Annotated in this window: 23 protein-coding genes; 16 read left to right on the top strand and 7 right to left on the bottom strand. The window is 59.9% G+C overall.

Going from position 1 to position 21700, the window contains the following annotated elements; genetic code table 11:
- Nucleotides 1-47 precede the first annotated feature (47 nt).
- The gene (locus tag U5798_RS15910) at nucleotides 48-974 is read right to left on the bottom strand and encodes a LysR family transcriptional regulator (protein WP_124456747.1); all 927 of its coding nucleotides are present in this window, start codon (nucleotides 972-974) and stop codon (nucleotides 48-50) included.
- A 116-nt stretch (nucleotides 975-1090) separates the two neighbouring features.
- On the opposite strand from U5798_RS15910, the gene pobA reads away from it, so the two are divergent.
- The 7 genes from pobA (at nucleotide 1091) to U5798_RS15875 (ending at nucleotide 8058) form a co-directional block, all read left to right on the top strand.
- The gene (pobA, locus tag U5798_RS15905) at nucleotides 1091-2323 is read left to right on the top strand and encodes a 4-hydroxybenzoate 3-monooxygenase (protein WP_124456746.1); all 1233 of its coding nucleotides are present in this window, start codon (nucleotides 1091-1093) and stop codon (nucleotides 2321-2323) included.
- 144 nt (nucleotides 2324-2467) lie between these two features.
- Complete coding sequence (locus U5798_RS15900) at nucleotides 2468-3184, top strand: 3-oxoacid CoA-transferase subunit A (protein ID WP_124456745.1); 717 nt, start codon at nucleotides 2468-2470, stop codon at nucleotides 3182-3184.
- Nucleotides 3185-3203: 19 nt separating this feature from the next.
- Nucleotides 3204-3860 (top strand): CoA transferase subunit B, encoded by a 657-nt coding sequence (locus U5798_RS15895; RefSeq protein ID WP_124456744.1) that lies wholly within the window; start codon nucleotides 3204-3206, stop codon nucleotides 3858-3860.
- Nucleotides 3861-3948: 88 nt separating this feature from the next.
- A complete protein-coding gene (locus U5798_RS15890) occupies nucleotides 3949-5322 on the top strand; it encodes a 3-carboxy-cis,cis-muconate cycloisomerase (RefSeq protein ID WP_124456743.1) in 1374 nt (457 codons plus the stop codon).
- A complete protein-coding gene (pcaD, locus tag U5798_RS15885) occupies nucleotides 5322-6107 on the top strand; it encodes a 3-oxoadipate enol-lactonase (protein ID WP_322082614.1) in 786 nt (261 codons plus the stop codon). The genes U5798_RS15890 and pcaD overlap by 1 nt, the downstream gene beginning before the upstream one ends.
- Before the next feature lie 10 nt (nucleotides 6108-6117).
- On the top strand, nucleotides 6118-6504 hold the full coding sequence (pcaC, locus tag U5798_RS15880) for a 4-carboxymuconolactone decarboxylase (RefSeq protein WP_006480129.1): 387 nt from the start codon (nucleotides 6118-6120) through the stop codon (nucleotides 6502-6504).
- Between the two features lie 195 nt (nucleotides 6505-6699).
- Entirely contained in the window at nucleotides 6700-8058 is a 1359-nt protein-coding gene (locus U5798_RS15875) for an MFS transporter (RefSeq protein ID WP_322082613.1), read from the top strand.
- 57 nt (nucleotides 8059-8115) lie between these two features.
- Here U5798_RS15875 and U5798_RS15870 read toward each other — a convergent pair whose 3' ends face one another.
- On the bottom strand, nucleotides 8116-8364 hold the full coding sequence (locus U5798_RS15870; RefSeq protein WP_124456740.1) for a hypothetical protein: 249 nt from the start codon (nucleotides 8362-8364) through the stop codon (nucleotides 8116-8118).
- A 110-nt stretch (nucleotides 8365-8474) separates the two neighbouring features.
- On the bottom strand, nucleotides 8475-9092 hold the full coding sequence (locus tag U5798_RS15865; protein ID WP_124456739.1) for a LysE family translocator: 618 nt from the start codon (nucleotides 9090-9092) through the stop codon (nucleotides 8475-8477).
- Nucleotides 9093-9629: 537 nt separating this feature from the next.
- On the opposite strand from U5798_RS15865, the gene U5798_RS15860 reads away from it, so the two are divergent.
- Nucleotides 9630-9917 (top strand): hypothetical protein, encoded by a 288-nt coding sequence (locus U5798_RS15860; RefSeq protein ID WP_322082612.1) that lies wholly within the window; start codon nucleotides 9630-9632, stop codon nucleotides 9915-9917.
- 13 nt (nucleotides 9918-9930) lie between these two features.
- Here U5798_RS15860 and U5798_RS15855 read toward each other — a convergent pair whose 3' ends face one another.
- From U5798_RS15855 to U5798_RS15845, 3 genes are read right to left on the bottom strand one after another with little or no spacing between them, the layout of a single operon-like run.
- A complete protein-coding gene (locus U5798_RS15855; RefSeq protein WP_322082611.1) occupies nucleotides 9931-11079 on the bottom strand; it encodes a hypothetical protein in 1149 nt (382 codons plus the stop codon).
- Nucleotides 11051-11926: a serine/threonine-protein kinase gene (locus tag U5798_RS15850; RefSeq protein WP_322082610.1), complete on the bottom strand. Its 876-nt coding sequence runs from the start codon at nucleotides 11924-11926 to the stop codon at nucleotides 11051-11053. Before U5798_RS15850 ends, U5798_RS15855 begins: the two co-directional genes overlap by 29 nt.
- Nucleotides 11871-12269, bottom strand: coding sequence for a hypothetical protein (locus tag U5798_RS15845; protein ID WP_158380845.1), 399 nt, complete (start codon nucleotides 12267-12269; stop codon nucleotides 11871-11873). The genes U5798_RS15850 and U5798_RS15845 overlap by 56 nt, the downstream gene beginning before the upstream one ends.
- Before the next feature lie 179 nt (nucleotides 12270-12448).
- Between U5798_RS15845 and U5798_RS15840 the strand changes: the two genes are divergently transcribed.
- From U5798_RS15840 to U5798_RS15805, 8 genes are all read left to right on the top strand, one after another.
- The gene (locus tag U5798_RS15840; protein ID WP_043204599.1) at nucleotides 12449-12661 is read left to right on the top strand and encodes a hypothetical protein; all 213 of its coding nucleotides are present in this window, start codon (nucleotides 12449-12451) and stop codon (nucleotides 12659-12661) included.
- Between the two features lie 495 nt (nucleotides 12662-13156).
- Nucleotides 13157-13513 carry a helix-turn-helix domain-containing protein gene (locus tag U5798_RS15835; RefSeq protein WP_049029389.1) on the top strand — a complete coding sequence of 119 codons (357 nt, stop codon included), beginning with the start codon at nucleotides 13157-13159 and terminating at the stop codon, nucleotides 13511-13513.
- A gap of 283 nt (nucleotides 13514-13796) precedes the next feature.
- Nucleotides 13797-14432: a TnsA endonuclease N-terminal domain-containing protein gene (locus U5798_RS15830; RefSeq protein ID WP_231883151.1), complete on the top strand. Its 636-nt coding sequence runs from the start codon at nucleotides 13797-13799 to the stop codon at nucleotides 14430-14432.
- Complete coding sequence (locus tag U5798_RS15825) at nucleotides 14413-16362, top strand: Mu transposase C-terminal domain-containing protein (protein ID WP_301794349.1); 1950 nt, start codon at nucleotides 14413-14415, stop codon at nucleotides 16360-16362. Before U5798_RS15830 ends, U5798_RS15825 begins: the two co-directional genes overlap by 20 nt.
- Before the next feature lie 10 nt (nucleotides 16363-16372).
- Nucleotides 16373-17281, top strand: a complete 909-nt coding sequence (locus U5798_RS15820; protein WP_049029391.1) for a TniB family NTP-binding protein — start codon at nucleotides 16373-16375, stop codon at nucleotides 17279-17281.
- Nucleotides 17278-18246: a TniQ family protein gene (locus tag U5798_RS15815; RefSeq protein ID WP_322082609.1), complete on the top strand. Its 969-nt coding sequence runs from the start codon at nucleotides 17278-17280 to the stop codon at nucleotides 18244-18246. The genes U5798_RS15820 and U5798_RS15815 overlap by 4 nt, the downstream gene beginning before the upstream one ends.
- A 399-nt stretch (nucleotides 18247-18645) precedes the next feature.
- Nucleotides 18646-19416, top strand: coding sequence for a TniQ family protein (locus tag U5798_RS37130; RefSeq protein ID WP_080346084.1), 771 nt, complete (start codon nucleotides 18646-18648; stop codon nucleotides 19414-19416).
- Between the two features lie 374 nt (nucleotides 19417-19790).
- Entirely contained in the window at nucleotides 19791-20408 is a 618-nt protein-coding gene (locus U5798_RS15805) for a hypothetical protein (RefSeq protein ID WP_043204592.1), read from the top strand.
- 334 nt (nucleotides 20409-20742) lie between these two features.
- Here the strand turns inward: U5798_RS15805 and U5798_RS15800 are convergent, their stop codons facing one another.
- Nucleotides 20743-21255 (bottom strand): hypothetical protein, encoded by a 513-nt coding sequence (locus tag U5798_RS15800; RefSeq protein WP_043204591.1) that lies wholly within the window; start codon nucleotides 21253-21255, stop codon nucleotides 20743-20745.
- Between the last annotated feature and the right edge of the window lie 445 nt (nucleotides 21256-21700).

Raw genomic sequence — 21700 nt, 5'->3', positions numbered from 1 at the left:
TTTCATGCTTTCGCGGGTCGTGCGTGCGGCCTGCCGCTCGTGCTTCGTCACTTCGGCCATTCGTCCTGCTCGTCGTTGAACAGCGATGCGACGACGCTGCGCAGCCACGCGGTGCGCGGATCGTTGTGGTACTTGCGGTGCCAGTGCTGCTTCAGGTCGAAGCGCGGCAGTGCGAGCGGCGGCTCGACCGGCACGATGAACGCGTGCTCGGCCGCATACGCATAGCCGATCGCGTGCGGCACCGTCGCGATCAGGTCGGTGCGGCTCAGGATGAACGGCAGGCTCATGAAGTGCGGCGTCTCGAGCACCGCGCGGCGCTGCATGCGCTGCTTCGCGAGATATTTCTCGAGCACCTCCTGGCTGCGGCCTTCAGCGCGCACCACCGCGTGTCCGCACGCGAGGAACTGCTCGACCGTGAACGGCGCTGCCTGCTCGAACGGATGGCCGCGCCGCATCAGGCAGACGAACCGGTGCGTGAACAACCGCTGCTGGAAGAAATTGTTGCCGTCGAGGTCCGGGAAGTAGCCGACCGCGAGATCGATCGACCCGGCTTCGAGGCCGCGCCCGACTTCGTCGTGCGCGAGCGAGACCGAGCGCAGGTTCGCGTGCGGCGCGCGCGTCGCGAACGCCTGCAGCAGCTTCGGCAGGAACACGATCTCGCCGACGTCCGACAGCGCGATCGAGAACGTATGCGCGCTCGCGGCCGGGTCGAAGTCGTGCGGCGCGACGAGGCCGCGCTCGATCTGCGCGAGCGCGTCGCGGGCGGCCGGCAGCAGCGCGAGCGCGCGCGGCGTCGGCTCCATCCCGCGCGACGTGCGTACGAACAGCGGATCGCCGAAGTACTCGCGCAGCCGGCCGAGCGCGGTACTCACGCGTGGCTGGCTCACGCCGAGCAGGTCGCCCGCACGGCTCACGTTGCGCGTGTCGTCGAGCGCGACGAGGTAGGGAATCAGGTTCAGATCGAGCGTTTCCATCGCCGGGCCGATATCTCCAAAACGTATACAACATATCTCCTGAATCGCGTTGCCGCATAGTCGGGAAAGCGCTCAAATGTGTTCCACGATTCGAATTAATGTTCTGGAGACGAACAATGCGCACCCAAGTCGCGATCATCGGCGCCGGTCCGTCCGGCCTTCTGCTTTCCCATCTGCTGCGCCTGCAAGGCGTCGATTCCATCCTCGTCGAAGCGCGTTCGCGCGAATACTGCGAGAACCGCATCCGCGCCGGCGTGCTGGAGCAGGGCACGGTCGACACGCTGAACGAAGCCGGCCTCGGCGACCGGATGCGCCGCGAAGGGCTCGAACATCACGGCATCGAGCTGCTGTTCCACGGCCAGCGCCACCGTATCGACCTGTCGGAACTGACCGGCGGGCGCGCGATTACCGTCTACAGCCAGCACGAAGTCGTGCGCGACCTGATCGCGGCCGGCGTCGAGCACGGCCACCAGATGCATTTCGAAGTCAGCGACGTCGCGCTGCACGACGTCGAAAGCGAGCACCCGTTCGTCACGTTCAAGCACGCGGACGGCCGCGCGGACCGCATCGACTGCGACTACATCGCCGGCTGCGACGGCTTCCACGGCATCGCGCGGCAGACGATTCCCGCCGAGCGGCTGAACACGTTCGAGCGCGTCTACCCGTTCGCGTGGCTCGGCATCCTCGCCGACGCGGCGCCGTCGCTCGACGAACTCGTCTACGCGCACCACGACAACGGTTTCGCGCTGTTCTCGATGCGTTCGCCGACGGTCACGCGCCTGTACCTGCAGTGCAAGCCCGACGAAGACCTCGCCGAATGGTCCGACACGCGGATCTGGGACGAGCTGCACACGCGCTTCTCGAACGACACCGGCTGGACGCCGACCGAGGGCCGGATCACGCAGAAGAGCGTGACGCCGATGCGCAGCTTCGTGTCGGAGACGATGCAGCACGGTCGCCTGTTCCTCGCCGGCGACGCCGCGCACATCGTGCCGCCCACCGGCGCGAAGGGGATGAACCTCGCGGTGGCCGACGTCCGCGCGCTGTCCCGCGCGCTCGGCGCACGCTACCGGACGGGCGACGCGACGCCGCTCGACACCTATTCGGCGACCTGCCTCGAACGCGTGTGGCGCGCCGAGCACTTCTCGTACTTCATGACGAACATGCTGCATTCGTCGCCGGATGACTCGCCGTTCGTCAATCGCCTGAAGTTTGCCGAGCTGAAATACGTGACGCGCTCGCGCGCCGCCGCGCAGTCGCTCGCCGAAAACTATGTCGGCTTGCCGTTCGACGATGCGACGGCCCCCGAGGGAACCCGCCTTGACAACGCGCTGTGCGCGACTCTATGATCGGCCCATCGTTCGCTAATCGAATCTAGGTTCGAATAGCGAACAAAAGCCGAGGGTCGACGAAGGCCTCCGGCGTGGCACGCGGCACGCGCGTGTCCCCTCGACAGGCCGCGCACGAGCCGCGGGTTCGCATCAGGAAGAGACATGGTCAACAAGATTTTCGAATCGCTTCAGTCGGCGGTTGCCGACATCCACGATGGCGCGACAATCATGATCGGCGGCTTCGGCACGGCCGGCATGCCGTCCGAGCTGATCGACGCGCTGATCGAACAGGGCGCGCGCGACCTGACGATCGTCAACAACAACGCGGGCAACGGCGAGACGGGCCTCGCAGCGCTGCTGAAGGCGAAGCAGGTGCGCAAGATCATCTGCTCGTTCCCGCGCCAGAGCGATTCGCAGGTGTTCGACGGGCTGTACCGCGCGGGCGAGATCGAGCTGGAGCTCGTGCCCCAGGGCAACCTCGCGGAGCGCATCCGCGCGGCGGGCGCCGGCATCGGCGGCTTCTTCACGCCGACGGGCTACGGCACCAAGCTTGCGGAAGGCAAGGAAACGCGCGTGATCGACGGCAAGCAGTATGTGTTCGAGACGCCGATTCACGCCGATTTCGCGCTCGTAAAGGCATACAAGGGCGATCGCTGGGGCAACCTCGTGTATCGCAAGACCGCGCGCAACTTCGGGCCGATCATGGCCAGCGCCGCGAAGGTCGCGATCGTGCAGGTGTCGGAAGTCGTGCCGCTCGGCGCGTTGAACCCGGAACACATCGTGACGCCGGGCATTTTCGTCCAGCGCGTCGTCGAGGTGCCGCAGGCCGCGCATGCGGCCGAGCTGGCCGCCGAACACGCTGCATCGCAAGCCGCCTGACCGCCTGAGGAGACCCGACATGAAACGACTGACCCGCGATGAAATGGCCAAGCGCGTCGCCCAGGACATCCCCGAAGGCGCGTACGTGAACCTCGGCATCGGTGTGCCGACGCTGGTGGCGAACCACCTCGACCCGAGCAAGGAGATCTTCCTGCACAGCGAGAACGGCCTGCTCGGCATGGGCCCGGCGCCCGCGCCCGGCGAGGAGGACGACGAACTGATCAACGCCGGCAAGCAGCACGTGACGCTGCTCACCGGCGGCGCGTATTTCCACCACTCCGATTCGTTCGCGATGATGCGCGGCGGCCATCTCGACTACTGCGTGCTCGGCGCGTTCCAGGTGTCGGCGACCGGCGACCTCGCGAACTGGCATACGGGCGCGCCCGACGCGATTCCGGCGGTCGGCGGCGCGATGGATCTCGCGATCGGCGCGAAGCAGGTGTTCGTGATGATGGAGCACCTGACGAAGCAGGGCGAAAGCAAGATCGTCGCGCAGTGCTCGTACCCCGTCACCGGCGTGCAATGCGTGAGCCGCATCTATACGGATCTCGCGGTGCTCGACGTGACGGCCGACGGCCTCGCGGTGAGCGAGATCTTCACCGACCTGTCGTTCGACGAACTGCAGAAGCTGACCGGCGTGCCGCTGATCGACGCGACGCAGAAGGCCGCTGCCTGAACCGCAGGCGTGCCGGCGCGTGCGCTCGCGCGCAGGCCGGCGCGCTTGGGTGGACAATAGGCGCACGCCGTTTCCCCTATCTGATGCCATGCTCGAAGACAGCGCCCGCCTGACCTCCCTCATCTGCGGCACCGAGCCGCTCAACCGGATCTGGTCGCCCCGCGCGACGATCCAGCGGATGCTCGACGTCGAGGCCGCGCTCGCGCGCGCGCTCGCCGCGCGGCAGGTGATTCCCGCCGCTGCAGTCGCGCCGATCGAGCGCGCATGCGACGCCGGCCGGCTCGACGCCGACGCGCTCGCGCACGGCGCGGCGCTCGGCGGCAATCTCGCGATTCCGCTCGTCAAGCAGCTCACCGCGCAGGTGAAGGCCGACGACCCCGAGGCCGCGAAGTTCGTGCACTGGGGCGCGACGAGCCAGGACATCATCGATACCGCGACCGTGCTGCAGCTGCGCGATACGCTCGACGTGCTGGAGCCGATGCTCGACGAAGCCTGCGCGTCGCTCGCGGCGCTCGCGCGCACGCATCGCGCGACGCCGATGATCGGCCGCACGTGGCTGCAGCAGGCGCTGCCGATCACGCTCGGCCTGAAATTCGCCCAATGGCTCGATGCGCTGCTGCGCCATCGCGCGCGCTTCGCCGAATTGCGCGAGCGTGCGCTGGTGCTGCAGTTCGGCGGTGCGGCCGGCACGCTCGCGAGCCTGCGCGAGCAGGCGGCGGGCGTCACGGCCGCGCTCGCGGCCGACCTGAAGCTCGCGGTGCCGGCGGTGCCGTGGCACACGCAGCGCGACCGCATCGCGGAAGCCGCGTCCTGCTTCGGCATGCTGACGGGGACGCTCGGCAAGATCGCGCGCGACGTGTCGCTGCAGATGCAGACCGAAGTCGGCGAGCTCGGCGAACCGGTCGCCGCCGGCAAGGGTGGCTCGTCGACGATGCCGCACAAGCGCAACCCGGTCGGCTGCGCGGCCGTGCTGACCGCTGCGGTGCGCGCGCCGAACCTCGTCGCGACCGTGTTCGCGGGGATGGTGCAGGAACACGAGCGCGCGCTCGGCGGCTGGCAGGCCGAATGGGATGCGCTGCCCGACCTCGCACGCCTGACGGGCGGCGCGCTCGCGCAGATCGCCCAGATCGTCGCGGGCCTCGACGTCAATACCGAACGCCTCGCCGCAAACCTCGACCTGACGCATGGGCTGATTCTCGGCGAAGCCGTGATGCTCGCGCTCGGCGACCGCATCGGCCGGCTCGATGCGCACCATGTCGTCGAGCACGCGTCGAAGGAAGCCGTTCGCACCGGCGCGACGCTGTTCGACGTGCTCGCCGCCGATGCGACCGTGTCGGCCCACCTGTCGCGCGACGCACTCGCGCGGCTGCTCGATCCCGCACATTACGTCGGCGAGGCGCAGGCCTACGTCGACGCCGTGCTCGCGCTGCATGCGGGCACGATCCAACCAGGAGAACATTGATGCCTTTCGCCACTGTCAACGGCGTGAAACTGCATTACCGGATCGACCGTGCCGCGCGCGCCGACGCGCCGTGGCTCGTCTTCTCGAACTCGCTCGGCGCCGACCTGCAGATGTGGGCGCCGCAGATTCGTCCGCTCACGCCGCACTTCAACATCCTGCGCTACGACACGCGCGGCCACGGCCATTCCGACGCGCCGGCCGGTTCGTACACGATCGAGCAGCTCGCGGGCGACGTGATCGGCCTGCTCGACCACGTCGGCATCGATTGCGCGCATTTTTGCGGGATCTCGATGGGCGGGCTGACGGGCGCGGCACTCGCCGCGCGCCACCCGTCGCGCATCGTACGTGCGGTGCTGTCGAATACCGCCGCGAAGATCGGCTCGCCGGAAGTGTGGGTGCCGCGTGCGCAGAAGGCGCGCGCCGAAGGGATGGCCGCGCTCGCCGACGCCGTGCTGCCGCGCTGGTTCACGGACGCGTTCGTCGAACGCGAGCCGCGCCTGTTCGACGCGATCCGCGACACCTTCGTGCATACCGACAAGGACGGCTACGCGGCGAACTGCGACGCGCTGAACGCGGCCGACCTGCGCGAGGAAGTGAAGGGCATCACGCTGCCGGTGCTCGTCGTGACCGGCGCGAAGGACATGTCGACGCCGCCCGACCAGGGCCGCGCGCTCGCTGCCGCGATTCCCGGTGCGCTGCACGTCGAATTCGACGCCGCGCACATTTCGAACATCGAGTGCACCGACGGCTTCAACCGTGCGCTGCTCGATTTCCTGAACGCGTGAGGCAATGGCGATGGACGACCAGGAACGTTACGAAGCAGGGATGAAGGTGCGCCGCGCGGTGCTTGGCGACGCGCACGTCGACCGTTCGATCGAGAACCGCACCGAAGTGACCGATGAATTCCAGAACCTGATCACGCGCTATGCATGGGGCGAGATCTGGACGCGCGACGGCCTGCCGCGCCATACGCGCAGCCTGCTGACCATCGCGATGATGGTCGCGCTGAACCGTGGCGAGGAACTGGCGCTGCACCTGCGTGCCGCGCGCAACAACGGCGTGACGCGCGACGAGATCAAGGAAGTACTGCTGCAAACCGCGATCTATTGCGGCGTGCCGGCTGCGAATTCCGCGTTCCATCTCGCGGACAAGATTTTCAAGGAACAGGATGCGGCCGGTTAAGCGCCGGCGGTGATCCGATCGCGCGGCCCGCTGATACTGGCGGGCGGTTGACGATGAACGAGCGCGCCGGCAGCGAATCGGTGCGTGAACGAAGGAAAGGCGCGGCCACGAGGCCGCGCTTGTTGCATATATCAATGTTGGATACGACCGGAACCCGCGCTGAAGCGCCCGTTTCGGCCGACAAGGAGACTAGCGATGAATCGCACACCCGTGGTCGACGTCCAGACCTTCATCAACGAGCAGCCGTTCGGCGGCTTTCAATGGCTCGTGTTCCTCATGTGTTTCGTGATCGTGCTGCTCGACGGCTTCGATACGGCCGCGATCGGCTTCATCGCGCCGTCGCTGCTCGGCGAATGGAACCTGACCAAGCCCGATCTCGCGCCGGTACTCAGCGCCGCGCTGTTCGGCCTCGCGTGCGGCGCGCTCGTGTCGGGCCCGCTGTCCGACCGGCTCGGCCGCCGTTCGCTGCTGCTCGGCTCGGTGTTCCTGTTCGGCGTCGCATGCCTGATGTCCGCCTTCTCGAACACCATCGGACACCTGACGATCCTGCGCTTCATCACCGGCGTCGGGCTCGGCGCGGCCATGCCGAACGCGGTCACGATGATGGGCGAGTTCTGCCCGGACAAGCGCCGTGCGACCGTTATCAACCTGATGTTCTGCGGCTTCCCGCTCGGCGCCGCGTTCGGCGGTTTCCTGGCCGCGTGGATGATTCCGCATTTCGGCTGGCGCAGCGTGCTGGTGCTCGGCGGCGTGACGCCGCTGCTGCTCGGTGTGCTGTTGCTGCTGAAGATGCCGGAATCGGTGCGCTTCATGGTCGCGAGCGGCCAGCAGGTCGACAAGATCCGCGCCACGCTCGCGCGCATTTCGCGCGACGCGCTGAACGCCGGCTCGTTCGCGATGACCGAAGCCGCGCCGCAGACCGGCAGCAAGGGCCTCGGCGTCGTGCTGTCGCGCTCGTACATCGTCGGCTCGGTGATGCTGTGGCTCGCGTACTTCATGGGCCTCGTGATCTTCTACGCGTCGATCAACTGGATGCCGATCCTGCTGAAGGATGCGGGGCTGACGCCGAAGAGCGCGACGCTGATCTCGGCGCTGTTCCCGCTCGGCGGCGTGGGCGCGGTGCTGTGCGGCGTGCTGATGGATCGCTTCAACGCGAACCGCGTGATCGCCGTGTGCTACGCGCTGACGGCGGTGAGCGTGTATGCGATCGGGCAGGCGGCCGGCAACGTCGGGCTGCTCGTGCTGGTCGTGTTCGTGGCCGGCGTGCTGATGAATACCGCGCAATCGTCGATGCCGGCGCTGGCCGCCGCGTTCTATCCGACCGAAGGGCGCGGCACGGGCGTCGCGTGGATGCTCGGCGTCGGCCGCTTCGGCGGGATCGCGGGGTCGTTCCTCGTTGCCGAACTGACGCGCCGGCACTTCACGTTCGCTGGCGTGTTCGCGACGATCGCCGTCGCGGGCGTGCTCGCGTGCATCGCATTGCTGATCAAGCAGATGGCGCGGCCGCATGGCGTCGCGCAGCCGGCAGGCAAGATCGAGTCGCTCGGGCATTGAGCGACGTGCGGGCCGGTGCGCTGCACCGGTCCGTTGTGAGCGGCGTCGTTCGGGCCGCTATTCTTCCGCGTCGTGTTCCTTGACGAAGTTGCGCAGATACGCGCGCAGCGCGGCCTCCCGGCCGCGATGATCGGCGAGGTTCGCGGCGCCCATCCCTTCCTCGTCGCCGAACAGCGTCGGCGGCGCGCAGTAAGTGCCGACTTCGATGTTCTCGCGCAGCACGCGGATGTCGTGCGTGAGCGGGTGATACTCGGCGATCCAGTGCATGCCTTCGATGTGCTCGCCCGCTCTCAGCATTGGCTTCATCAGCAACCTCCATGCAGAGCAGCGGTGCAACCGCCGAAGCGGTTGCACGCGCCCGTACCGAAAGGGTACGCCTGCATCACGTGAAGCTCAACGGGCGCGCTTGTGAGCGCTTACTGCGGCAGCAGATGGGCGACGAGCGGGTACAGCGACAGGATCAGCAGCACGGCCATCGTCACGTTGAAGATGCGCAGCGCGCGCGGATTCGACAGGAAGCGGCGCAGGCCGAGGCCGAACGCGGCCCACAGGCAGATGCACGGGAAGCCGATCAGGATGAACACGACGGACATCCACGCGGCGTTCATCCCGTAGTCGGCGGACAGGCGGACCGTCGTCGCGGCGGTCAGCACCATCATCCACGCCTTCGGGTTGACCCACTGGAACGCGGCGGCTTCGACGAACGTCATCGGCCGCGGCTTGGCGCCGTGCGCCTTCACTTCGCCCGACGTGCCGATGCGCCACGCGAGGTACAGCAGGTACACGACGCTTGCGGTTTCGAGGATCGTGTACAGCAACGGCAGGCGCTTGAACGCCTCGCCGAGGCCGAAGCCGACGCACAGCATCAGGATCGCGACGCCGATGCTGATGCCGAACAGGTGCGGCATCGTGCGGCGGAACCCGAAGTTGACGCCGGACGCGAGCAGCATCGTGTTGTTCGGGCCGGGGGTGATCGACGTGACGAGCGCGAACAGCATGCCGGCAGGCAATGCGCTGAGGGTCAGGAATTCCATCGCGGATTCTCCGTTCAGTTCTAGGCTGGGATGGAGATCAGTTTAGCGACGGTTTTCTGTACAGTACCGGTACAGTTGGTTTGACGAATACCGGTACGGGGGAGGAGGTGAGGTTCGCTCGCCTGGCTAACTGTTGTTGTCTCTCAGAAAAGATGTCCGCAGTCTCGATATGTTGTCTTTGAATAATTGGCTACCATCCACGTGTCAGGGACGTAATTCATATCGACAGACAGAGAATGATCAGAGAATATTTTGCGATGGTGATCTAGGACGCAATGTTTGATCGACGGTGTCAAATTTGTCGCATCAGAAGCGCTCATTGTCATTTCATGTGTGGCGCTCGTTCACACAAAGGTATCGTCGATCACGACCGTCAAGCAGCGTGCAACAGCGACCCGTCACCTGTTCGACTGAATCATCACCGGCCAGGTTGTGCCGTACAATCCGGTCGCGTCGGGGGCCCGAGCCACACTACAAAGCAGGGCAAGATGCCGGTGCTCGACACGACCGAACCGGGGCAACTGCTCGACAGTATCGATGTGGGGACGCCAATCGGGCATCGCGACCGCCATCGGCAACCACGCGCTTTACGCTACGATCGCGTCGATGTCAGAGCACGGCATTGAGTGGATGCGCGGTGGACTTTTTTGTCAATCCGATCAGGCAAAAATGGAGGTCGGTCTGCGAGCCACAGGAGCATGGGATCGCATCAAGCAAGCTCGAGCATCAAGAGCAGCATGGAGTGTTGACGCTTCGTGGATACTGGCCGCCGAACGACTTGCCAGTAAGTTTGGTTTAGTGTTCGCCGGCGGCCTTGAGACTTAGGAGAGTCTGAGCGCTAGCGCGAAGCCTCTACGATGGCGTTTATCCACGGCCTAATCCACTCACCAGTGTTAAGTCGGTCATACAGTTGTATCTCGGATTTCTCTATTTCCCCCCACTTCCTGTCAGCTGACCGCAGTAGTTCCAGAGCGTAGCTCGGATCCTGGCCTATGCTTTGTTCTATCTCTTGAAACCAGTAGAGATACTGTCTCCAGCCGATGGCAACCCAGGGCGTGCCTGATTTAGAGTCGAGAATTTGTAAAATTTCGGCCGAATGTGGATTGTGTGAAGCCGCTTGGCGATCGATTAATTTGGCGTTCAAAAGGAGTTGGACATCTGGTTCGCGAAGCCAGGTTATCAGCCCGTCGTCCGTCCAGTAAGGTACAACCTTGCCACCGTCAGCCGCATCGTCCCATCTTCCGGGAACGAAGCGTCGAAGGTTGAAGAACTTGCCGGTCGCGAGATCCGTGGCGCCCGCGTGCTTCCACAAAATTCCATCTAACCCGCTGAAGCCAATAATCACTTTTGTGCCGGCCTGTTCGAGCAATCTTATAAGTTTTATGGCATTTGCCAATGATTCGTAGTCGGTGCGTTGCTGTCTTGGTTTGAGATCATCTGAAAATATCAAATAAGCGCGTGCTACTTTTGTCCGAGTCAAAACTGTGGCGATACGGTGAGGTGAATTCTTATCTGCCAAGGCTTTAAGATCAACAATTGCAGTCAAGATTATTTCTATTTTTGACTCGAGTGCAATTGGTTGTAGTTGATTTGTAATATCAACTATTTGGCTGTAGTATGCGTCATCATAAACTCGTGGCAACATGGCAGGAGAGCAAATGGCTGTCGCCCCGATTTCATTGGCACATTTTACGAGTGCTTCACCGCGTTGAACCCACCAGGCGACTTTTGTCAAGTCAGCAGAATCGAGATCGCCCGGGAAATATGGCCAAGTTGCTAGCTTGCCACGATCACTTCGTGGTTTGTAAAGTTGCGGATCGAGAATAATGTCGATCATGTTTCGGGTAAAACCCAGCTGGTCGAGACGATCCAATATTTCAACGGGAGAATTGTTGACAGGGCTTAAAATGATGCCGCGGTATTTTTGCAATTCTGGCCTGTCAATTAAATTCCATGAATCATGGCCCATTTGATGATATACGCCCATTTCCAGTCCCCGATAGAGCGTTGATGAAATCAGACGGCCAACGATACCGTGAAATCGGCCAGGGTTGCAAGGCGCGAATGAGTGCGGTCAATCCGGCGCTCGTCAAATCGTGTGCAGTGCGCTCCGGTATTTCATTATATTCAGCAACGGCTTGAACAATTTCCTGTCTGGTCATGCCGGGCGACGAGTACGGGTGGTAGTTAAGTGCGCACTCAGCTAGAACTACTGCTAGTCCGAACTGATCTGTTCGCCAGTCTATGGCGGTCTTGTTATTGTTAAGCTGCTCTGGTGCAGAATAAAAAGGTGTGCCTGGACCTTGAAAAATGAAATCTTCGGTCAATGAAGATGCATCAAGCATTCGGACTAGGCCAAAATCTGTTAAAACGGGATCATTTTTAGATCTGAATAAAATATTCGCAGGCTTAATATCGCGGTGGACTAAATTTTTCGAATCCAGATGTGCGAGAGCGTCGGCGAGCGGAATCGCAATAGCGCGGATTTCGTCAGGGGATATCGCTCCGATCCGTTGACGAGCACTCAGTGTCCCACCGGAAAGGTACTCCTCGATGGTTGTCCAGTAGACAAACTCTCTTTCCTTGTACGGGAAGCACTCAAATATCTTGGTAATAGATGAGTGATTACATCCACGGAGTGCGGCTACTTCTCGCTCGAATCGTGGTTGTAAGCCATCTGAGATGGCTGAAATTTTGAGCGCAAGGTGCTCACCGGCTTTCTCGATCAGGAAAACCTGCTTAAACGCCCCGCTGCCCAGTGGACGGACAAGGGAGGCGTCAATTGTGACGCACAGCCTCTTGGCTACGTTTGCGAGGTCTACCGTATTGTTCATTGGCCATTTGATCGAAATGATTTTGAGCCTTTTGATGCAAATACGGGAGCAAGGGATCGCAATCGTGAGGCTCGATGAGAACCTTTATACCATCAATCCCCATAACGCAAAGTCCGATTTTATAGGTTGAGAAGATCTCAGGATGCGCGAGTGCCCGCTGTGCGGCTCGTTCAGGCATCACCACATAGGCATGTCGAGCATACATGGTGTTCCGGTATGCCTGATGAGTTGCTCGTCTCCAATCGGACAGCTTTGCCTCAAACGCGACCAGATCACCGTTCTCGGTTCTGACGAGCACATCGGTGAAGCCGGACTTGTAGTCCCATTCCGTCGTGGACAGCACTGCGCCCCACGGCGACCGACCGTTTTCAATTGTCTTAAGAAATGCTTGTACAAGGTCCGCTTCCGATGCGAAGCGAGGAATCTTTTCGGCGCTCCTGGTAGCACACATAGTCGGAGTTGAAACCCTATTTAAATACGATTAAATTCCACAGAAGTGTAGCCCGATCCTGGAGAAATGTCATGGCTGGTGCAGGGCGCAAGTCGACCGCTGACGCAACTCGACTCGTTCAGTTGACCCTTCCCGTACAGGTGGATGCAGCACTCGAACGCATCGCCAAGATCGGCTACTACGGCCGTTCGAAATCGGAAGTTGTCGTGACCTTGCTGTCGCGAGAATTTGAGCGAATCGCCAAGGATGGTCTTATCGATCGCCTCGATGGCCTCACGAAGTAAGTCTGAGCGTGCTTGCGCAGCCGTCTGACGACGAGCACGCCGTTGTTGGCGTGCAAGTTCTTTCGTCTTTATGGTCCAGCATGGCCACAAACTGGCCATCCATGTCGACCTGCAATCCAGTTCGGACTTGCACCAGAAGTGTAACTTTGACACAACAGGATGCCTGTCGGCCGGCGGGCGCCGTTTATCCGTCGCCGCAAATCTGTGTGTTGTTTGAACACCTATAGATCAATTTTCGTCAATTCCGCAGCGTACGCCGTTCAGAAGTTTGACGAATGAATTGACCCTATTCGGGAAACGTACGAGCCGGGACTTGTACAAAAAGGGAAATTATTTTCTTCTCATTTTCTGCGTCTCCATAACACGCCCCACTATTTTTCTATTCACACGAGACTTCTTCTGCCTGTGTTGTCAGGCAGAAAAAGAAAAATTCCCTTGCCGGCCGGCTGGGTCACGACATAAATTGAGAGACAGGAAACGTCCATGTGAGAAGCAATGACCCCGTTCTCGAATGCACTGGTGAATTACCGGAAGCGCGCCGGCCTCAGTCAGACGAATCTGGCCAAGCAACTCGGGGTCGCAATCCAGTACGTGTGGAAGCTTGAGCGCGGAGTGAAGCCACCGCCGTCAGTCGAGCAAATCGAGCGCATTGCCGCGGCACTGAGCATGGGCGAAGCAGATGTCGCTTCATTGCTCGAGGCGGCCCGGGATTCACAAAAGAAACTGCGACTACCTGACGACCTGCACTCGGATACGTTGCGTCTGATCAATCGCTTGGTGCGAGCGTCGACGCGTCTGAGCGGTGGCGAAGTCACCTTGCTTGATGAACTGGTGATGAGGCTCGACCGGTAACGTTCCTCAAATGTCTTTTCCCATCAACCTAACGGATTAGGAGTGCTGCCTATTTGACAAAAAAGAAAAAACCAACCCATCGAGGACGGATTGGTTTCTTCGACCCGGGCGAGCCGGGGGCACTGGCGATCTGGTAAGTCCCAGTATAGCCCTCCGCTCGTCCGCGTCAAGCCCAACTCGTCTCCTCGTTGCGTGGAAATGACATCCACGCGGCCGGCGCTCGTCCATGCGGACCGGCGCCCCCGACATCCACGCGCCCAAAAAGGGCGCAGGAGACATCACCATGCCTTCCCACGATACCCGCAGCGGCGGGAATTTTCGAGGTTTCACGCCTTCCATCAAAAACGCTTGCTCGATGCCCTGGTACTCGTTGGCCGAAGAGGCGTCGACCCTCCTGCTCGAGTTCAGCCCGGAGGTACTGCGCTTTCGCAGTGCTCAAGATAGAACATTTCTTCTCCGCGAGAGCGGCCAGACTTTTCGATACACGCCCGACTACGAAATTGTGCGTCGCGACGGTTCGACTGTATTCGTCGAAGCCAAGCCTGCAAAGGATTTACAAAAGCCTTCAGTGCAGGCCCGCATGGCGCGTGCGAGAGCCGTCCTCGCGCAGCATGGACACGCACTCTTCATTTGGGATGAACGCACCTACATCTGCGGCACGCGTCACGAGACACTGCGGCTCCTGCGGCCGTGGCGAGGGCGAATGTCGGCCGAACGGATTCAGGAAGCGCAGAGGCTCGTTGAAAAGAAGCATCCGAAGACTTTCCGAAACCTCGTGCATCTGGCCCATACGCGCAACGTCGCGTTGACTTGGATCGCCAATGGCGCCGCGGGTATCGATCTCGATGTGCCGCTGACCTCCGACGCAGCCATTTACGTTGCTCCTTCGGAGGTGCGTCATGCAAAAATTTTTGATTAAGCGTGGTGTCGAGTTTCGTGAGGGTGAGTACGTCTGGCGTGTCCAGAGTGCGCTGCCCGATGGGCGAATCGAGCTCAGCTCAGACTACGGCTCGCCAATACGCCTGCACGAAACGGAAGTCTGGGCACGACACGGTAACGGGACATGGTCCGTCAGTATCGAATCGCTACGCGAAACGGGTGCCTCACCGATTGTTGTTGCTCGACGCGATGTCACCACCTTCGAGGAGAAGGATCTTGTCGTGATGCGTGCGCGACTCGTCTACCTAAGAGCCGTCGAGGAGGCGAAGTGCTCGCGCGTGCGTGAAGTCGAGACCGTCATCAACCGGGTGGCATGTGAGGTTGGTGCATCGATACCGCCAACCTATCGATCCTTCTGTCGGTGGAGAGAACGCTACCAACCGTCACGTGATGCCATGGACGTGGTGCCGCGCCATGAAAACAAGGGACGGCGCGAAATCCTCGATGGTCCACTGCTCACGCTGGTGGAGGATGTCATCGAAACGCACTATCTCAATGGCCAGAAACTCAATGTTGCGAGATTGTACGATCAAGTAGAGGATGCCATTGACGCTCATAACGAACGTGACGTGGAAAATCCGTTACGCAAGATTAGTAGAGCGACGCTTTATCGTCATGTCGAGAAACTGAACAGCTATCTCGTTACCGTAGCCCGGGAGGGCCGCACCGAAGCGCTGAAGCGGTATCGGCCAGTGTTTCGTCGCCTCAAGACAAAAAGGCTCAACGAACGATGGGAGATTGACCATACGCCGGTGAACTTGCTGTGCGTCTGTGAGCGTACCCGCATGGTCATCGTTCGCCCCGTACTGACACTGATCATTGATGCGCATACTCGCATGGTGATGGGGTTTCATATCGGGGCGCGCTCACCAGGCCAGGAGGAGGTCGGATGGGCAATGCAAATGGCCATGCTCAGCAAGCGCGATCTGTTGAATCGATTGGGCCTAGGACACCTTGAATGGCTGGCGCGAGGTGTGGCCGAGATGGTCTTTGGCGACAACGCTTGGGAATTCCACGGCTCCGCCACGCGTTCAGGCTGTGATGAGCTAGGGATTTCACTTGTGTACTGCCCGAAGCGTGCACCCTGGTTCAAAGGCCGCGTCGAACGGTTCATGCGCACGATCGCGGAACAACTCTTCCATTTGATTCCCGGAACGACTTGGTCGAATACCAAGGATCGTGGAGAGTACCCGTCCGAGAAGCTTGCATGCGTGACGCTCGAGGAACTGACGGTGTTTGTCGTGCGCTGGATTGTGGAGTGTTATCAGCACGCACCTCATCGCGGCTTGAAGGGCAAGACACCGGCTCAGGCATGGCAGGAAAGTGCACGGTTGATCCCTATCTACATGCCTGCCGATCCCGATCAGCTTTCCGTTGCGTTCACGAACACCATCATGCGGCCGATCACGAACAGCGGCGTGACATTCGATCACCTGTCCTACAACTCCAGCGCGCTGCAGTTGCTGCGTCACGGCATCCCCGACGATGAAAAAGTCAAGGTGCGGTATTTCAACGAGCAGACCGGCTACGTCTACGTATATGACCCACGACAGAAGGAATACTTTCGCGTTGATTGTACCGATCCGGATTACACGAAGGACTTGACCAGATGGATGCACAACGAAGTCACTGGTGCCATGCGCGACAGCCGCATCGATATCAACTCTGTCGCGCTGCGTAAGGCACGTATTCGTCTCGCGGACGACATTGCCAAGGCGGAGCTTGATCAGAAACTCAAGAAGCGGAAATGGGTTGCGCAGATCAAGGGGAAGTCGAGCAAGGAAGTTGTGTTCGGAGCCGCTGGCGGGGCCGCCATGAACAACTCCGATCAGTCCAATCAAGAGGATCCCATGGTCGTCAGATTCGATAGTGTTCCTGAATTTTCAGTCATGAAGCGTACCGAACGGTAAGGATATCATCATGAAACGATTCAATGTCCGTAAAAGCATCGTCGAACATCCGGATTTCGTTGCTGCGCTCAAGAGTATCGAGGACGTTCATCAGTGGCTGCGGGAATCCGGCGAGGCCGGTTGTCTGGCAACGATCGGGGAATCCGGCGCTGGGAAATCGACCGTGCTGGAATGCTACCGCGCTAAATTCCCGGTGCGAGAGGAGGTCCTGCGCCGGCACGTGCCCGTGCTCTACGTCATCGTGCCTGCGGTGCCAACCGTTCGGTCTCTTGCAGAGGCGATCCTGATTGCCTTGGGCGAGATTCCGCAGGTCGGTCAATCGAGCGCGCGCCTGACGGAGCAGATTGTCAAGCTGGTGCACGGTTGCGGCGTGGAGATCATCATGCTCGACGAGTTTCAGCACTTTGTCGAGGGCGATCGTCGTTCACTGAGACAGGTTGCGAACTGGTTGAAGGTGCTGCTGGACCGGCTGCCCGCCGCTGTTGTGCTCGCTGGTCTACCGTCACTACTGGGTGTGCTCCGGGTCAACGGACAGTTGAGACGCCGTTTCTCGCGAGTGACGGAAATCCGTCGGTTCGATGTGAACACCCAGGAGGGCGCTCAGACTTTTATCGGTGTGATGCAGGCGCTTGCCAAGGATATGCCCATACCGATGATGGACATTGCTGACAAGCGGGTTGCGATGAAGCTGTACTACGCGAGTGCAGGCCTCGTGGATTACATGTGCAAGCTGTTGAACGGCGCTTACCAGATCGCCGAAAGACGCGGTGCGAAAGCCGTCGCACTACATGATTTCGCCGCAGCTTTCCGCGTTCACATCTGGAAGGACGCGCCCCCGTCGCGCAATCCCTTCGATGCGAAGTTCAATGGTGTGCCGCTCGATCAACCGGGTGAGCCGTTTGCGGGGGACGTGCAATGACGACCCCTCTTCTTCTTAGCGTCACGCCGCGTCGCGGCGAATCGCTCTCGTCGGTGCTGCATCGCGTTGCTGAAGTCAATGGGCTGAGTGGGCCAGGGATGGTGCTGCGACGGGCGGGCGTGGCCGCAGCTCGGCCGCGTTTCCCGTCGGAGGTCGATGCGCTTGCCAGTGTTTGCCGGCTTTCCCCGAAACTGGTCCGTGCGATGACACCGATGAGCATAGGCGCGATGGACTGTAACGGGGTGAAGCACCCGAAGATCAGCTTGTACGGTCACTGGGTTGAGCCCGATGCAATCCTCGTTGGCACCAACGAGCGCGTATGCCCGATGTGTATCGCCGAGCACCGACATGTGCTGGGCGTGAATGCTTACGTATTCGCGACGTGCTGCGCTGTCCACGGCGTCCAACTCCTCGATCGCTGTCCAGGCTGTCGACGTGATGTGTCGTCGATGCGACCGGGTCTGGCGCGTTGTCAGTGCGGTACGGATCTCGGCTCGGCCGCGTGTCAACCTGCGACGCCGGACGAATTGATGATCACTCGGCTCATCGATCGACGCTGGCGCATGAGCTTTGAGCATGAGGTGCCGGACTGTCCACCTGGCGTCTCTTCCGATTTCGCCGCGTTTGACCTTGGGGAACTGCTGCGTGTGCTTTCGTTTCTGTATCGCGTCAGTGGTGCAACGATCGGGTCGACAGACAAGGGGCTGCGCTCGAAGGCTATTCATGAGCTTGCGCCGCGCATGCAGAAAATCGGACGGATCATGTCGGACTGGCCTCGGGGATTCGCGGAACTGGTCAACGAAGAACGGCAATACCGACCTCGGTCGGGTTCGATCCTGAGTTCGGTCCGAAGCGTTGAGCACATTTCCTTGCGTTTGTTCACGGAGTTGCCGGAGCCACCGTTCGCATTCCTTCATCGCGCATTGGTCGACGCAATAGGCGGTCCGGTGGTGCAGGCCGTGTGACGCGGTGTTCTCAATGAACCGTGGCGATCCGATTCGAATCGGATCGCCACGGGTTCCGGCGTGGGACTTCGAATCTGGGTGAGGTGAATATCATGAAAACGTGTCGTTGCGGCACATGGCGATCCGAATGTATGGTCGAGCACGTGCCAGAAGCAGTCTGGAACAGGCTTGTGAATCTTGTGCAGGAAATGGTCAACGAGTCAGGCGAACCGGACGGGTTTGACGCGAAACGGTGGTTGTGTACATGGCTACACGAAGAGGTTCCGTCGCTCGGGTGGAAGAAGCCGGTCACGTACCTCGATACCGCCGACGGAGAGGAGCTGGTGACTCTAACGCTGCAGAGCATGCAGACAGGCGCCTACCGCTAGGAACGAGCACTGAATCGATCTGGAGTTCGATATGGAAAATCAAAGTTGGGTGCCGTGCTCCGCAAGGCCAGCGAATGCGATGTCACGGCTGCCGCTTGCGCTTCGCGTCGAACCCTATCCTGACGAGTCGTTGTCGTCGGTGCTCATGCGCCTAGTGGATGTCAACGGTCTGAGAAGCGTTGGGGCGTTGCTGCGCGATGCCGGTTGCGTCTCGTTCGGTCCATTGGTTTCCGCCGAGATTGCGGAATTGTCTCGTGTTTGCCGGATCGGGCAATCGACCATGAGATCGATGTGCCCGGTCGAAGTCGGCGGGCGAGCACGAGGGGCCGCCTTCAGTTACGCGGTGAGGCATCACGTGATTGAGGCCCGACACTTGCTTGTTCGAGCGCGAGAGAGGATTTGTCCGCTGTGTCTGCTCGACGGCGGGATCATGCTTGCCGCACATCGTCTTACCTGGATGACGGGATGTCCCGTTCACGCAGTTCAGTTGCTTGACGTCTGCCCTCAGTGCGAGAAGCCGATCGCGGTGACACGGCCGAACATGACGCGATGTCCTTGCGGCGTGGATTTTTCTCTCATTTCGCCTATTACCTGCACACCGGAGGAGGCTGAGAACGCGCGCTCACTGTACCAGGGCTGGTGCTTGCCGGCGACTTTGGGATCCAGACTTTCTGAAGGGCTGGCTGTGGCCGAGAAGCAAATCGACTGTCGGCGTGTCGCAGGGGCCGAGAATGGGAGCGGCACGGTCGACCAGAGAGCAGTCCCGTTGTATAAGATAAGGGGGGCGTTGGGTTTTACATGACTCGCGCGAACGCCGGCATGATTGAGGTGTATCGATCGGTTCTCGAGGATCACGCGCTGCGGAAAGATTGCCAAGGTTGACCAAGATAGATGGCCTTCGTGCCTCCGTTACGTAGTGAACAGAATGCACGCGCTCGAGGCATCCGTGCGGCCTTCAAAGCACCGGACGAGTGGATAATCAGCGTCTGCTTACCTTTCGATCGCTGTGCTCGCGGACCATTTCGCGGAAATGAGTGCCGTGTCGCCTGATGGTTGGTTGGTATCTAGCGTCGCTTGTTCGGTAATTGGTACAGGTCGATTTCCCACAATTTGGCAATGTAATTGCCGAATATTGGAAAAATGAACTACCAACTCCTTTTCGGAGAATAATGAACGATGGGAACTCCTTTGTCGTTGGGTGGCTTGTTTGACGTATGGTCTGAGGCTGTGGCGCGTGATGAGCCTACAATCGCGTTCGAAGTCCGTAATGGACGAGGGCGATTCTTGTTTATGATGTTCTTTGATCCAGACGACAAGGCCACAAATGACCGCCTGCTTGTGTTCCTGCAGAATACTCGGCACATGCTTGAATTGAAGCTCTACGGAGCTCATGAGCGGGGACAGTTTGATATCTATCTTAAACAACAGGACGTGACGGCGATCAAGCGAGAGCTTGAATTAGAGGACGGAGTTGGCCTGCCGTTCGACGAAATCCGCTTCGTCAAGGCATTGAATGCCATGTTGCCTACTTCTTTGCCATTGGCGGCAAAAGTCGAAGTGCTTCGAACCAATATGCCAGCCATCCGAAATAGGTTGAATGCCATTCTTGATGATCATAATAAAACTGAGCTTATTGGTGAAAGGCAGCTCCCGCAGCAGCAGCGGCCGAGGGAGAAGACATTAAGAAAGCTGTATCTATATTCGACCGATGCTCCGGCAGCCGTCGCAGCTTACATTGAGAACCTTAAGAAGAGAAACTGCACCGTGGCGTGGCGCGTACCGGGTACGCCATAAGTTTGGCTATATGTTATTTTTGCCACTCTCGGACCGGTTGCGCATGAATGGGTGGTGAAAGGTGTGTCGCGCACAGCGGTGCCTTCGCACTGTAGTAAGTGTGTCATGGATTTTTAGATTCGGGGCGCGAATCGAATAATTTACAGATCGAATTCTGAGAAAGTGTGATATTTAAAATGATCGTAGTTCTCGCGGAGGGCACCGGACGGTAGATGATTCCTGGGTCAGAAATCGTCGTGATTTTTTACCTCTCTGCCTACTACACCTCGGTCCGTTGGGCATCACCGAACGAGCGCTCACACGGCGCGAATTAGGCCGGATCGACCTGCGGCGTCTACTTTTTGTCCCACTGGAACAGTGTGCTCAGTTTTGTGCCGGGAGGGATTTTCGGCGCCCCCTCGTGCTCAAGTTTCTCCGCGGTCTCTTTGAGCGGTAGTGCTTGCATGAAGAAGGCCTCCAATTGCTTGTTGAGGTCGCGGATCCATATCTCACTATCTTGCTTGTCCAGGAAGTCAATCAATTTATCGTTGAGCGGGTCTGCCTGGAAGTGAAAGGTTGCATTGCGGAATCTGCGCAGCAGATCCACGTATTCGGCCTTCGCCAAGACTTCTTCGAGAGGTTGATATTCTTGTCCTAGTTCCCGGTAGCCTTCGACGACCACATACAGTAACGAGTACCAGACCTGCATACGGCAAACCATTGACGCGTGCTCGCCAAAGGCTACGTACTCGACGCCGAATTGTTTGATGGCTTGCTCTTCCTGTTCGGGAGTAACTGTTTTCTGTTGTAAAACGATGCGCACGGAGTCAGCTATGATCCAATGCCGGTGAAGGGCAGCTAGCTTCACGATATTGTCATTATTCATTTTTTACGTTTGATGTGGTTGGAGCTAGACTGGATAAGAATAACGAGTCCCAGTGGGAATCTTCATGAAGTTTTTCAATAGCCCAAAAGATGATTGATCTGGTACCAACGTATCAATTATCCAGAGCTGGGCAATATTGAGGCCGGGCGACCAACTGGGTCGGATCGAACGAGGCGTGCCGGTTAAGATGGATGGCCACTACGATGTCGTCAGAGTCAACGTATTTTGCTAATGCGTCAACAGTGGCTTGCACGGATGTCGTCGGGTTTAGCTTGGCCAGCACGACCTCTTTGATTTCGACTGGCGCTGGATGTTGCATGTAGCAGACGCGCATCGGAGAAAACTGTGTAGGTCCTTCAGGAATTCCTCTGGCCGCGCCCACCGGCGGAGTTTTCTTACGCAGCCTAGGGGCTTGTCCGGACTGTCA

This window comes from Burkholderia sp. BCC1972 (genome assembly GCF_905339605.1).
GTDB lineage: Bacteria > Pseudomonadota > Gammaproteobacteria > Burkholderiales > Burkholderiaceae > Burkholderia.
This window is presented reverse-complemented; position numbering and strand designations above follow the sequence as displayed.

Coding starts and splice junctions, on each gene's coding strand:
- U5798_RS15910 (WP_124456747.1), bottom strand. CDS start 974: ATGGAAACGCTCGATCTGAACCTGATTCCCTACCTCGTCGCGCTCGAC.
- pobA (WP_124456746.1), top strand. CDS start 1,091: ATGCGCACCCAAGTCGCGATCATCGGCGCCGGTCCGTCCGGCCTTCTG.
- U5798_RS15900 (WP_124456745.1), top strand. CDS start 2,468: ATGGTCAACAAGATTTTCGAATCGCTTCAGTCGGCGGTTGCCGACATC.
- U5798_RS15895 (WP_124456744.1), top strand. CDS start 3,204: ATGAAACGACTGACCCGCGATGAAATGGCCAAGCGCGTCGCCCAGGAC.
- U5798_RS15890 (WP_124456743.1), top strand. CDS start 3,949: ATGCTCGAAGACAGCGCCCGCCTGACCTCCCTCATCTGCGGCACCGAG.
- pcaD (WP_322082614.1), top strand. CDS start 5,322: ATGCCTTTCGCCACTGTCAACGGCGTGAAACTGCATTACCGGATCGAC.
- pcaC (WP_006480129.1), top strand. CDS start 6,118: ATGGACGACCAGGAACGTTACGAAGCAGGGATGAAGGTGCGCCGCGCG.
- U5798_RS15875 (WP_322082613.1), top strand. CDS start 6,700: ATGAATCGCACACCCGTGGTCGACGTCCAGACCTTCATCAACGAGCAG.
- U5798_RS15870 (WP_124456740.1), bottom strand. CDS start 8,364: ATGAAGCCAATGCTGAGAGCGGGCGAGCACATCGAAGGCATGCACTGG.
- U5798_RS15865 (WP_124456739.1), bottom strand. CDS start 9,092: ATGGAATTCCTGACCCTCAGCGCATTGCCTGCCGGCATGCTGTTCGCG.
- U5798_RS15860 (WP_322082612.1), top strand. CDS start 9,630: ATGTGGGGACGCCAATCGGGCATCGCGACCGCCATCGGCAACCACGCG.
- U5798_RS15855 (WP_322082611.1), bottom strand. CDS start 11,079: ATGGGCGTATATCATCAAATGGGCCATGATTCATGGAATTTAATTGAC.
- U5798_RS15850 (WP_322082610.1), bottom strand. CDS start 11,926: ATGAACAATACGGTAGACCTCGCAAACGTAGCCAAGAGGCTGTGCGTC.
- U5798_RS15840 (WP_043204599.1), top strand. CDS start 12,449: ATGGCTGGTGCAGGGCGCAAGTCGACCGCTGACGCAACTCGACTCGTT.
- U5798_RS15835 (WP_049029389.1), top strand. CDS start 13,157: ATGACCCCGTTCTCGAATGCACTGGTGAATTACCGGAAGCGCGCCGGC.
- U5798_RS15830 (WP_231883151.1), top strand. CDS start 13,797: ATGCCTTCCCACGATACCCGCAGCGGCGGGAATTTTCGAGGTTTCACG.
- U5798_RS15825 (WP_301794349.1), top strand. CDS start 14,413: ATGCAAAAATTTTTGATTAAGCGTGGTGTCGAGTTTCGTGAGGGTGAG.
- U5798_RS15820 (WP_049029391.1), top strand. CDS start 16,373: ATGAAACGATTCAATGTCCGTAAAAGCATCGTCGAACATCCGGATTTC.
- U5798_RS15815 (WP_322082609.1), top strand. CDS start 17,278: ATGACGACCCCTCTTCTTCTTAGCGTCACGCCGCGTCGCGGCGAATCG.
- U5798_RS37130 (WP_080346084.1), top strand. CDS start 18,646: ATGGAAAATCAAAGTTGGGTGCCGTGCTCCGCAAGGCCAGCGAATGCG.
- U5798_RS15805 (WP_043204592.1), top strand. CDS start 19,791: ATGGGAACTCCTTTGTCGTTGGGTGGCTTGTTTGACGTATGGTCTGAG.